The 10331-nt window shown below is 70.4% G+C and carries 13 protein-coding genes; 8 read left to right on the forward strand and 5 right to left on the reverse strand.

Translation table 11 applies throughout. From position 1 onward, the window contains the following. Positions 1 to 45 precede the first annotated feature (45 nt). On the forward strand, positions 46 to 894 hold the full coding sequence (locus tag RDU12_RS07365) for a DUF3298 domain-containing protein (protein ID WP_308684355.1): 849 nt from the start codon (positions 46 to 48) through the stop codon (positions 892 to 894). Further along, positions 894 to 1388: a hypothetical protein gene (locus RDU12_RS07370; RefSeq protein ID WP_308684356.1), complete on the forward strand. Its 495-nt coding sequence runs from the start codon at positions 894 to 896 to the stop codon at positions 1386 to 1388. The genes RDU12_RS07365 and RDU12_RS07370 overlap by 1 nt, the downstream gene beginning before the upstream one ends. Here the strand turns inward: RDU12_RS07370 and RDU12_RS07375 are convergent. Genes RDU12_RS07375 through RDU12_RS07385 form a run of 3 tightly spaced genes read right to left on the reverse strand, consistent with a single transcriptional unit; the run spans position 1370 to position 2941 of the window. Continuing rightward, complete coding sequence (locus tag RDU12_RS07375; protein ID WP_308684357.1) at positions 1370 to 2311, reverse strand: alpha/beta hydrolase; 942 nt, start codon at positions 2309 to 2311, stop codon at positions 1370 to 1372. The genes RDU12_RS07370 and RDU12_RS07375 overlap by 19 nt on opposite strands. Before the next feature lie 31 nt (positions 2312 to 2342). Then, positions 2343 to 2540, reverse strand: a complete 198-nt coding sequence (locus tag RDU12_RS07380; RefSeq protein WP_300292393.1) for a helix-turn-helix transcriptional regulator — start codon at positions 2538 to 2540, stop codon at positions 2343 to 2345. Continuing rightward, complete coding sequence (locus RDU12_RS07385) at positions 2537 to 2941, reverse strand: hypothetical protein (RefSeq protein ID WP_300292391.1); 405 nt, start codon at positions 2939 to 2941, stop codon at positions 2537 to 2539. The genes RDU12_RS07380 and RDU12_RS07385 overlap by 4 nt, the downstream gene beginning before the upstream one ends. 145 nt (positions 2942 to 3086) lie before the next feature. On the opposite strand from RDU12_RS07385, the gene RDU12_RS07390 reads away from it, so the two are divergent. From RDU12_RS07390 to RDU12_RS07405, 4 genes are all read left to right on the forward strand, one after another. After that, positions 3087 to 4022 carry a fatty acid desaturase family protein gene (locus RDU12_RS07390; RefSeq protein WP_300292389.1) on the forward strand — a complete coding sequence of 312 codons (936 nt, stop codon included), beginning with the start codon at positions 3087 to 3089 and terminating at the stop codon, positions 4020 to 4022. After that, positions 4019 to 4675, forward strand: coding sequence for a methyltransferase (locus RDU12_RS07395; RefSeq protein ID WP_300292387.1), 657 nt, complete (start codon positions 4019 to 4021; stop codon positions 4673 to 4675). The genes RDU12_RS07390 and RDU12_RS07395 overlap by 4 nt, the downstream gene beginning before the upstream one ends. A 44-nt stretch (positions 4676 to 4719) precedes the next feature. Further along, positions 4720 to 5103 (forward strand): hypothetical protein, encoded by a 384-nt coding sequence (locus RDU12_RS07400; protein ID WP_308684358.1) that lies wholly within the window; start codon positions 4720 to 4722, stop codon positions 5101 to 5103. Positions 5104 to 5175: 72 nt separating this feature from the next. Further along, positions 5176 to 6024, forward strand: coding sequence for a neutral zinc metallopeptidase (locus tag RDU12_RS07405; protein ID WP_300290504.1), 849 nt, complete (start codon positions 5176 to 5178; stop codon positions 6022 to 6024). Positions 6025 to 6027: 3 nt separating this feature from the next. Here RDU12_RS07405 and RDU12_RS07410 read toward each other — a convergent pair whose 3' ends face one another. Continuing rightward, positions 6028 to 6975 (reverse strand): pepsin/retropepsin-like aspartic protease family protein, encoded by a 948-nt coding sequence (locus RDU12_RS07410; protein WP_300290502.1) that lies wholly within the window; start codon positions 6973 to 6975, stop codon positions 6028 to 6030. A 56-nt stretch (positions 6976 to 7031) separates the two neighbouring features. Continuing rightward, positions 7032 to 7853, reverse strand: coding sequence for an LD-carboxypeptidase (locus RDU12_RS07415; RefSeq protein WP_300290499.1), 822 nt, complete (start codon positions 7851 to 7853; stop codon positions 7032 to 7034). Between the two features lie 66 nt (positions 7854 to 7919). Between RDU12_RS07415 and murC the strand changes: the two genes are divergently transcribed. Together murC and RDU12_RS07425 are read left to right on the forward strand one after the other, a co-directional pair. Continuing rightward, the gene (gene murC / locus RDU12_RS07420) at positions 7920 to 9326 is read left to right on the forward strand and encodes a UDP-N-acetylmuramate--L-alanine ligase (RefSeq protein WP_300290498.1); all 1407 of its coding nucleotides are present in this window, start codon (positions 7920 to 7922) and stop codon (positions 9324 to 9326) included. Positions 9327 to 9436: 110 nt separating this feature from the next. Next, positions 9437 to 10331 (forward strand): histidine kinase dimerization/phospho-acceptor domain-containing protein (locus RDU12_RS07425; RefSeq protein WP_308684359.1); only part of this gene is annotated, 895 nt, incomplete at its 3' end.

The following is a 10331-nucleotide window of genomic DNA, read 5'->3' on the forward strand; positions in this document are numbered from 1 at the left end:
CATCATTCTCGCCTCGGTTCAGTTTCCGCTTTGAAGGATCTCCGCATGGCCCGCCCCCTCCGACTGCTCCTCCTCTCCGCCGCCGTGGCCGCGTCCCTCGCCGCCTGCAACCGCGACGGCGAGACGGACGCGCCGGCCGCGCCGACGTCCGACCCCAACGCCCTGATCACCCCGGCCGACGCCGCCGCGCCTCAAGGGCTGGATGAAAAGACCCCCTACGCCGACATCAAGCTGACCCTGCCGGACGAACTGAAGGCCCACCCCGACCTGCACGCCAGCCTCTACGCCGAGGAGGTGCGCAAGCTGCGCCAGTTCGCGGAAGGGGCGCAGGGCGAGCTGACCGAGGCCGGGGCCGCGACCGACCGGCCGAAATACGAAAACACCATCACCGTGACCACGGCCGACGAGACGGCCAAACTGTTCAGCCTGAAGCGGACCTCATTCGACTATTCCGGCGGCGCCCACCCCAACACCCTGACCAGCGGCATCCTCTGGGACAAGGCGCTGAAGCGCCGCATCGGCCTGGCCGACCTGTTCCGGAAGGGGGCCGATCTGACCGTCCTCGACCTGGCCCTGTGCTCGGCCCTCAACACGGCCAAGCGCGCCCGCGTGCCGGACGGCGCCTCGATCACCTTCGACAGCAAGCCCTTCGCCTGCCCGCGGGCCGCCACGACCCCGTTCGTCCTGACTCCCGGCGACACGCCCGGCAAGGCCGCCGGCCTGACCTTCCTGATCGGTCCCTACCAGGCCGGATCCTATGCCGAGGGCGGCTACGAGATCGCCATTCCGGCCGCCGTGTTCCGCTCCCTGCTGGCCACCGCCTACGCCGGCGAGTTCGGGGGCCAGCTGACACGGGCGGGCGACGCTGCCCCGCCCCCCGCGGAGACGGTCTGATGCGCGCGCTCCTCGTCCTTTGTCTGGCCGGCCTCGCCGGGCCCGTCCTGGCCCAGACCGCGCCCCCCCTGCGGCAGCCCGAAGGCGTCCGCATCTACAGTCCCGGCCAGTACGGGGTGACGGCCGGGACGCCCAGCCGCATCCGCTCCTCCCGGGAGGCGATGAACCATGGCCGCAACCAACCGCCCGCGCCGCGATCGAACGCCGACGCCGGCGCGCTGGCGGCGGCGGCCGTGGCGCGCGCCGGCCTGATCTGCTCTGTCGCCGAGGCGGCCGTGATCGGGCGCACCCGCGACGGCGGTCCCTTGATCGAGATCGACTGCGTCGAGGGCGGCGGCGTCATCATCGCCGACGCCGATCCCCTCCAGGTCGTCGACTGCCTCGACCTGGCCCCCGACGAGGGACAGGCGGGCCGGCGCCAGCGCGTCGTCACCGCCTGCCGCCTGCCGGGCAACGCCGGCCTCGCCGGTCAGGGTCAGTCCGCCAGGAACTGATCCACAAGTTCGGCGAACCGCGCCGGCTGGTCGGCCATGATGAAGTGCCGGGTCCCGTCGACCCGGATCAGCCGGACCTCCGGCAGGGCCGCATACTCCCGGCCCCACAGCGCGTCGGACCCCGCCGCCGGCGCGCCGCCGTCGGCGTCCGAGGCGTAGACCGCCCACACCGGCGTGGTCATCGCCGCCAGCCCGGGCCGGGCGTCGGTGGTCATCACGTCGCGGATCGCCGCCGCCATCGCCTGCCGGTCGGTGTCCATCGACCACTCGACCATGGCCTCGCGCGTGGCCGGGTCCCGCGCCATGCCGACCGCCGTCTGCGCCTGCTGGGCCCGGAAGGAGGCCTCGTCGGCCGACAGGATCCCCGCCGCCGCCTGGGCCGCGAACGGCTGGGCGTTCTCGGCCGTCACCTGCGGTCCGAACATGGCGCTGAAGAACGGCAGGCTGTCGACGCTCATCACCCGCCCCACCAGCCCCGGCTCGGCCTGGGCCAGCAGCAGCGCGGTCAGGCCGCCCATCGAGTGGCCGATCACCGCCGGCCGCTCCAGCCCCGCCTCGCCGATGTAGCGGGCCAGCTCCCCGACCACCGGCTCCACGAACGGCCCGTCGCCGTGGGTCCAGGGCTCGCCCGCGAACCCGGCCAGCTGCACCAGATGCACCCGGTGCGTCGCCTTCAGACGCTCCGCCGCGGCCCGCCACACCTCCCGCGACGAGGCCAGGCCGGGGATCAGGATCACGTCGGGTCCGCTCCCCACAACCTCGACCGACAGACGGTCCGAAGCGAAGGCGCTCTGGACAGCGGCGACCGGCGCCGCCTCCGCCCGGACGGCGAAGGCCGCGGCGCCTACGACCAATAATGACGCAGAGGCGAGGCACACTGCGCGCAGGGTCGAGCGCGCCACGAAGTGACGAAGATGCAGCATCGGATATGTCCTTTGAAAGAGCCTGACAGCGTCAGGCGTGGGGGTTCTCGAAAACCTCTTCCACCGGCCGCGCGAACAGCACGGCGATGCGGTAGGCGAGGTCCAGCGACGGATCGTGTTTCTCGGTCTCAAGCGCGTTCACGGCCTGCCGCGACACGCCCAGCGCCTGACCGAGCTGTTCCTGGGTCCAGCCGCGCTCGACGCGCAGCAATTTCAGCCGGTTCTTCATCGGCTGCTCCTGACGAAGGGCGCCACCAGGCCGAAACAGGCCCAGAACAGCGGATAGATGATCCAGGCGGGGATATGGTAGGCGTCGGCGTAGCTCTCGCCGAACCCCCAGACGCTGGCGATGGCCATGGCCAGGCCCGCGGCCAGGATGAACTGTTTGGCGGTGACCGCCCGGACGAACTCGTCCGAGTCCCGCATCAGCGACAGCGTCGCCCAGATCTGTCCGACCACCGGCGCCGAAACGGCCAGCGCAAGGGCCCAGGCCGCGACCGGCGAGGCGATGTCGTCGAAGGCTCCGAAGATGGCGGCGACATTGATGGCGACGTAGCCGCTCATGAAGGCCATGGTCCGGACGACATAGCGTCGGTTGGCCGAGGTCTGTGTTTTCGCGATGCCCAACATGACAAATCCTCCTGACGTGATGTCATGCTTACCTTACATCGACATTTTGTCATGTCAACCTGACTTTTCGTCAGCCATGCCTGACACTCGCCCTCGCCGGCTGCGCCGCTTTCCGGGGACGGGTCCGGGGCGTATCCTTTCTCCCATGCCCGCCGCGCCCCGCGTCCGTCCGTCCGACCTGTTCACCCCCGACGAGTGGGCGCCCTTCCAGACGCGCCGCGCCTGGGTCGGACCTCTGCTGGTCCTGCACTGCTGGGGCGTGATCCTGCTGGCGGTCGCCGCCGGCGTGCTCTGGCCGATCCTGATCCCGCTCTGCGTCGCCGTCATCGGCACGCGCCAGCTGGGCCTCGCCATCCTGATGCACGAGGCGGCCCACGGCGGTCTGTCGTCGAACCGGCGGCTCAACGACGTCCTCGGCCACTGGTTCTGCGCCGTGCCGGTCGGCGCCTCTCTGGCGCTCTACCGGCCCTACCACCTCAGCCACCACAAATACGCCCAGCAGGCCGAGGACCCGGACCTGGTGCTGTCCGCCCCCTTCCCGGTCACCCGCGCCTCGCTGCGCCGCAAGATCGTCCGCGACCTGACCGGTCAGACCTTCTTCAAGCAGAGGGTGCTCTACCTCTTCGCGGCTTTCCGCCGCGGCCGCGACGAGGACATCGCCGAGGGCGCCGTGGTCACCGGCCGCAGCGTCGCCCCCTTCCTGCTGGTCAACGCCGCCCTGCTCGCGGCGGCCGTGCTCGCCGGGGTCTGGTGGGCGTATTTCGTCCTGTGGCTGCTGCCGCTGGCGACCTGGTTCCCGATGGTCACCCGCCTGCGCAACATCGCCGAACACGCCTGCGTCGAGGGCTCGGCCACGGACGCCTTCCGCGCCGCCCGCACCACCCGGGCCTCCTGGTGGGAGCGCGCCTTCATCGCCCCCTACTGGGTCAATTTCCACGCCGAGCACCACCTGTTCATGCACGTGCCCTGCTGGAAGCTCCCGGCCCTGCATCGGGCGGTGCGCGCCAAGCCCCAGGGCGAACGGATGGAGGTGGCTGGGGGCTATCTGAGCGTCCTGCGGCAGGCGTCGGCCGGGACGTGATCGCCGACCCCGCCGCCTTCATCCTGTCCAACACCCGCCTCCAGTCCCTGCCGCACGCGCCGGAGATCACTCTGTGGCTGGCCGACGAGATCACCCCCCTCTGGCGGCTCACCGAGGAGGAGCTCGGCGAACTCGGCCTGCCGCCGCCGTTCTGGGCCTTCGCCTGGGCCGGCGGTCAGGGCCTGGCCCGCTGGCTGATCGACAATCCGCACGAGGTCGCCGGCAGACGCGTGCTCGACTTCGCCGCCGGCTCCGGCCTGGTCGGGATCGCGGCCATGAAGGCCGGCGCGGCCTCCGTCCTGTGCGCCGACATCGACCCCTTCTGCGCCGCCGCCGTCGCCCTGAACGCCCAGGCCAATCAGGTCAGCCTCGACTTCACCGACGCCAACCTGCTCGACGCCCCGCCGCCCGACGTCGCCGTCATCTGCGCCGGCGACGTCTTCTACGAGCGGCCCATGGCGGAATCCGTGCTCGCCTGGCTGACCGTGGCGGCCGACCGCGGCGCCCGGGTCCTCGTCGGCGACCCGCTTCGAACCTATTTTCCTCGGTCAGGATTCGACCTCCTGGCCGAATATGAAGTCCCGACCACACGCGAGCTCGAGGACTCCGCCGTCAAGCGCACGCGGGTCTGGGCGCTCGCCACGGGCCGCTGACGGCCGCGCTTGGCGTTCCGCGGCGCCGGACCCATATTCCAGTCATGACCGCCGTTCGCGCCCTGCTCGCTGTCGCCGTCCTCGCCGCCGCCGGTTCGGCCCAGGCCCAGTCGTCGCCGCCATACATCGGCGCGACCGTCGACCCGCACCGCTACCAGGCCGACCAGCACCGCTACGAGATCGACCGCCTGCGCGCCCAGGCCGACCAGCGCGAGGCCTTCGCCCGCCAGCTCCAGCTCGAGACCCGCCTGAACCGGCTCGGGATCGAGGCGGCCCGCCAGCCCGACCCCATGCCGCCGCCCGCTTGGCGCGCCCTCCGTTCGCCGGAGGAAGAGCGCGCTCTGCGGGAAGCCGCCACCGAACGCCGTCGCGCCGCGACCGCCGGGCTCGGTCAGATCGACGCCTGGCTGGACCGCCCCGCCCGCTGATCCTTTCGACCTGCATCCCTTCCCTGCCGACCGCGTTCCTGCTTGGCTTCAATCCGGGAAGAGGAAACAGACATGCGCTGGCAGGGCGGACGACGCGGCGGCAACATCGATGACCGGCGTGGATTGGGCGGCGTGGGGATCGCCGGCGGCGGCATCGGCGCCCTCGTCCTGGCGGCGATCGGCTATTTCGTCTTCGGCATCGACCCGCAGACCACCCAGCAGATCACCAGCCAGCTGGGCGGCGTCGGCAGCTCGGAACAGGGCGTTCAGGGCAGTCCAGAGGATCAGGCCGGGGCCTTCGTCGATGTGATCGGCACCAACGTCGACGACGTCTGGCGCACCAAGCTGCAAGGCTATGAGCCGCCGACCGTCACCCTCTACGAACAGGGCGCCTCGACCGGTTGCGGCTTCGGCCAGTCCGCTATGGGGCCGTTCTACTGTCCCGCCGACCGTCATGTGTATCTGGACCTGTCCTTCTGGGATCAGATGGAGACGCAGCTCGGGGCCTCCTCCGCCGACTTCGCCCGCGCCTATGTCATCGCCCACGAATACGGCCATCACGTCCAGACGCTGACGGGCACGTCGCAACAGGTTCGGCAGGCCCAGCAGCGCGCCGCGGGCGAGGCCGAGGCCAACCAGTATTCCGTCGCCCTCGAGCTTCAGGCCGACTGCTACGCCGGCGTCTGGGCCGCCAACGCAGCGGCCGCCTCGAATGGCGCCGTGGCGCTCGAGGCCGGGGATCTCGAGGAGGGCCTGCGCACCGCCTCGGCCATCGGCGACGACACAATGCAGCGTCGTTCGGGCGGCCGGGTCGTGCCCGAGGGCTTCACCCACGGCTCCTCGGCCCAGCGCATGGAATGGCTGCGGCGCGGCTACCAGTCCGGCGGTCCGGCAGCCTGCGACACCTTCTCGGGCCTCTGACGCTCAGTTCACGGTCAGGTCCAGCGGCTGGGACACATGCAGGGTGCCCGCGCCCAGATCGATGGCGACCCGACGGCCGGCGAACGCCTCCATGCCCACCAGGGCGCCGGGGAAGTTGGGCAGCGGCGGCTGCTCGAAGACCCCGACCTGGACACGCCGGTACAGATGGTCGGCGAAGGTCACGGTGCGCGCTTCCAGTATCGCCGCCCGCGCGGCGCCGCCGAGGACCAGGCTGGTCGCGCTCGTCTGCGCCCGCCCATCCATCAGCCCGACGGCCCGGGCGGTCTCGCTGTCGAGGGCCAGAAGCGACGATGCGCCGGTATCCACCACCGCGTTCACGACGACCCCTTCGACGGTGATCTCGACGACAAGCCCTCCGCCCGACGACCGGACCACGGTCGAGGCGAGATCCGGCGGCCGCACGAAGGAGTCGCGAGAGATCAGCCGCACATGCCGTCGCGCCGGATCCAGCGCCAGCACCAGATGCTCGAGCACATCCCGGCCGAGGATCAACGGCGTGTTCAACCCTCCCGCCGACGCGAGCGGGCCCAGATCGAGGATCGCCGCCCGAAGCTCGCCGATGGTCAGGCCTGGCAGGCTCACCTCGACGGTCGTGCCCCGCCCCATCTGGCTGCCGCCGCCGACGCCATAGGCGACCAGCGGCATGTCGAACAGCGACCGGCGCTGCGCCGGCAGGGTCTCGACCAGCCGACGGTCGATGACGGAATACTGGGCGCCCGTGTCGATCAGGGCGATGATATCGCGTCCCTCGACCCTCACCTTCACGGTCGGCACGTTGGCCCGCCGCGCATAGGGCAGCCACGGCGTGGCGCCCTCCTCGGCGAACGCCAGATCCGGCGCCGGCCAGAACAGGGTCTCGCGCGCCCACCAGGCCCCGCCGACGACGGCGGCCAGCCCTGCGGCGCGAAAGAGAAGGTTGCGGCGGTTCATACGCCTCGAACATGGCGTGGCGCGGAGCCTCGCGCCAGCGTCGCCGCTGTCGCGCCTTATCGCGGCCCGAACGGCACGACCTTGTTGTCGCGGTCGTGGCCGATGTCCGCCGCCCCGAGATACGGAATGCCCGAGCGCTGGCACCAGTAGCGGACGATCTCCTCCGGGGTCAGGCCAAAGTCCGGATCGTTCTCGACGATGGCCGACACCCGGCCCAGCCGGATGCCCGCGACCTTGCGGATCGAGGCCTGGCCGGTCAGGTGGAACATCATCCGGTCGACGCGGTACAGCGGCTCGGACACGTCTTCCAGCATCAGCACATGGCCGGACAGGTCGGGCTCCAGCGCCGTCCCGACGAGGGCGTCGAGGATGCTGAGATTGAAGGCGGCCGCGGGTCGCGGGTCCTCGTGCAGCGACGCCTCCCAGGACGCCGGGTCGCCGCGCTTGAGCCAGTTCAGCGCCCGCCACGCCGTCGCGTCGTTGCGCACCGCGTCCGAGGCCATCGGCCCGTGCGCCACATGCTCAAAGCCCGCCTTGTACAGTCCCGCCAACAGCGTCCCCGCGTCGGAATAGCCCAGATACCGCTTCTTGCGCGCCACATCGGTCAGCTGCGGCAGCACCGCCTCGGCGATCCGGCACGAACCGTAACCGCCGCGCGCGAACCACACCGCGTCCAGCCGCGGATCGTTGGCGTATTCGACGAAGGCCGCCGCCCGGCTGGCGTCGTCGCCCCCGAAATGCCCGTGCTTGCCGAAGCTGGCGGGGTGGAACACCACTTGGGCCGCACCATCCGGCACATGGGCCGCGAACCATTCATGCACGGCGTCCGCCCGCTCCCGGTTGAAGCGCGAACTGGCGTTGACGATGCCGATCTTCATCTGGCCGCTGGCCTCCCCGCCCGACCGTGCTAGTCAGGCCGCCGGACATTCCCCGGTTTCGCCCTCATGAATCAAGACGACTATTTCTTCTGCGGCATCGGCGGCTCGGGCATGCTGCCCTTGGCGATGATCGTCCAGGCTCAACTCCAGGCTTCAGGGGGAGGCCGCATCGAGGGCTCCGACCGGTCCCGCGACCAGGGCCGCACGCCGGAGAAATTCGCCTGGCTCGAAGCCCACGGCGTCACCCTGCATCCGCAGGACGGCTCCGGCGTCACGCGGCCCGATCAGATCGTCGTCGCCACCGGCGCCATCGAGGATACCGTTCCCGATATCGGCGCCGCCCGCCGGGCCGGGGCCCGCATCGTCACCCGCCCGGAGCTGCTGTCGCAGCTGTTCAACGCCGCCCCGACCTCGATCGGCGTCGCCGGCACCAGCGGCAAGTCGACCATCACCGGCATGATCGCCTGGATCCTGCATCAGGCCGGCCGCGAGCCCACCGTCATGAACGGTGCGGTGATGAAGAATTTCGCCGACGCCGACCATCCGTTCGCCAGCGCCCTGATCGGCGGACGCGACCTGTTCGTCTCCGAGGTCGACGAATCGGACGGCTCCATCGCCCGCTACGATCCGACTGTGGCTGTCGTCTCCAACATCTCGCTGGATCACAAGTCGATGGAGGAGCTGCGCGACCTGTTCGGCGGCTTCACCGCCCGCTCGACCACCGCCGTGCTCAACCTCGACAATCCCGAGACCGCGGCCTTGGCTCAGACCCTGCCGCCGGAGACGGTCGTCACCTTCGCCCTCGGGGAAGAGGCCGCCACCCTCAACGCCCACGACCTGGAGCCGGGTCCGACCGGCATGCGCTTCACCCTGACCGAAAAGGGCGGACCGAAACATACGGTCACCCTCAGCGTCCCCGGCGCCCACAATGTCGCCAACGCCCTCGCCGCCCTCGGGGCCGTGCGCGCCGTCGGCGTGCCGCTCGACCAGGCCGTCGCCGCGCTCGAGACCTTCTCCGGCATCCGCCGCCGCATGGAGCTGGTCGGGACCGCCAACGGCGTCACCGTCATCGACGACTTCGCCCACAACCCGGACAAGATCGCCGCCACCCTCAAGACCCTGCACGCCTTCGACGGCCGCCTGCTGATCCTGTTCCAGCCGCACGGCTTCGGCCCGCTGAAGCATATGAAGCACGAATTCATCGACGGCTTCGCCGGTCTGCTGCGCGCCGACGACGTCCTGCTGATGCCCGAGCCGGTCTACTACGGCGGCACGACCGACCGCAGCGTCGGCAGCGAGGACATCGCCTCAGGCATCCGCGCCGCCGGCCGCCACGCCGAGGCCCTGCCGACCCGCGACGCCTGCGGCGACCGCCTCGTCGAACTGGCCCGCCCCGGCGACCGCATCGTCATCATGGGCGCCCGGGACGACACCCTGTCCCAGTTCGCGGCAGGGCTTCTCGCCCGTCTTTAGCTCCGCTTACTGATTGTTCTACAAGCGAATCTCGCAAAAGTTTCACGAACGGCAAAGCATCGGTTAAGTCGCCGCCGTCTATGACGCGCCCACCAAACCAGAGGGCGGGCATGGCCAGGATCGGAGACTTTGCGAGCGCGGCGGCGCCGATCGGACCGGACGCCTCCGGGGCCGAGGTCTACGACCGCTTCCAGAGCGAACCCGACACCCTGCTCATCGCGGTCATCGACAGCGACCGCCGTCCGGTCGGCCTGATCGAGCGGAACGCCTTCACCCTGAAGATGGCCGCCGAGTTCGGCCGTGCGCTCTATGCGAAGCGCCCCGCCGCCACCCTCATGGATGCAAACCCGCGCGTGCTGGAGGCCGAGGCCGACGCGGAGAGTCTGTTCCAGTCTCTGGACGCCTCCAGCCTGGGGGACCTGCTCAACGGCTTCATCGTCACCGCCGACGGCCGCTATGTCGGAGTCGGCGCCGGCGTGCATGTGCTCCAGGCCAGCAGCGCCATCCATCAACGGCGTGCGGACGCCATGGGAGCCCTCGCGCGGGAGCTGGCGCGCGCGGAGGCCGAAGCCCGCGCGTCGAGTCGCGCCAAGTCCGAGTTCCTGGCCGTCATGAGCCATGAAATCCGCACCCCGCTGAACGGCGTTCTGGGCGTCGCCGCCCTGATGGAACGCGAACTGACCCAGAAAGCGATGAGGCCCTACGTCCGCACCATTCTGGATTCCGGCGAAAGTCTCCTTCGGCTTCTCACGGACGCGCTCGACATGAGCCGCGCCGAGGCCGGCTTGATGAGCTTCGAAACCACGCCCGTGCATCTCGACAGACTGGCGGCGGACCTGGAGGCGCTATGGAGGCCTCGCGCACAGGAAAAGGGCCTGACGCTGAAGGTCGCCTGCGAGACGGGCGATCACGACTGGGTCGTCGGCGACGAGATGCGCCTCAAGCAACTGTTCAACAACCTCATCGGCAATGCGCTGAAATTCACCGTCGCCGGGGATGTGGTGG

Source organism: Brevundimonas sp. (assembly GCF_031082345.1).
GTDB lineage: Bacteria > Pseudomonadota > Alphaproteobacteria > Caulobacterales > Caulobacteraceae > Brevundimonas.

Bases quoted from the DNA above. Each gene is read 5' to 3' on its own strand.
- RDU12_RS07365 (WP_308684355.1), top strand. From the start codon at position 46: ATGGCCCGCCCCCTCCGACTGCTCCTCCTCTCCGCCGCCGTGGCCGCG.
- RDU12_RS07370 (WP_308684356.1), top strand. From the start codon at position 894: ATGCGCGCGCTCCTCGTCCTTTGTCTGGCCGGCCTCGCCGGGCCCGTC.
- RDU12_RS07375 (WP_308684357.1), bottom strand. From the start codon at position 2,311: ATGCTGCATCTTCGTCACTTCGTGGCGCGCTCGACCCTGCGCGCAGTG.
- RDU12_RS07380 (WP_300292393.1), bottom strand. From the start codon at position 2,540: ATGAAGAACCGGCTGAAATTGCTGCGCGTCGAGCGCGGCTGGACCCAG.
- RDU12_RS07385 (WP_300292391.1), bottom strand. From the start codon at position 2,941: ATGTTGGGCATCGCGAAAACACAGACCTCGGCCAACCGACGCTATGTC.
- RDU12_RS07390 (WP_300292389.1), top strand. From the start codon at position 3,087: ATGCCCGCCGCGCCCCGCGTCCGTCCGTCCGACCTGTTCACCCCCGAC.
- RDU12_RS07400 (WP_308684358.1), top strand. From the start codon at position 4,720: ATGACCGCCGTTCGCGCCCTGCTCGCTGTCGCCGTCCTCGCCGCCGCC.
- RDU12_RS07405 (WP_300290504.1), top strand. From the start codon at position 5,176: ATGCGCTGGCAGGGCGGACGACGCGGCGGCAACATCGATGACCGGCGT.
- RDU12_RS07410 (WP_300290502.1), bottom strand. From the start codon at position 6,975: ATGAACCGCCGCAACCTTCTCTTTCGCGCCGCAGGGCTGGCCGCCGTC.
- RDU12_RS07415 (WP_300290499.1), bottom strand. From the start codon at position 7,853: ATGAAGATCGGCATCGTCAACGCCAGTTCGCGCTTCAACCGGGAGCGG.
- murC (WP_300290498.1), top strand. From the start codon at position 7,920: ATGAATCAAGACGACTATTTCTTCTGCGGCATCGGCGGCTCGGGCATG.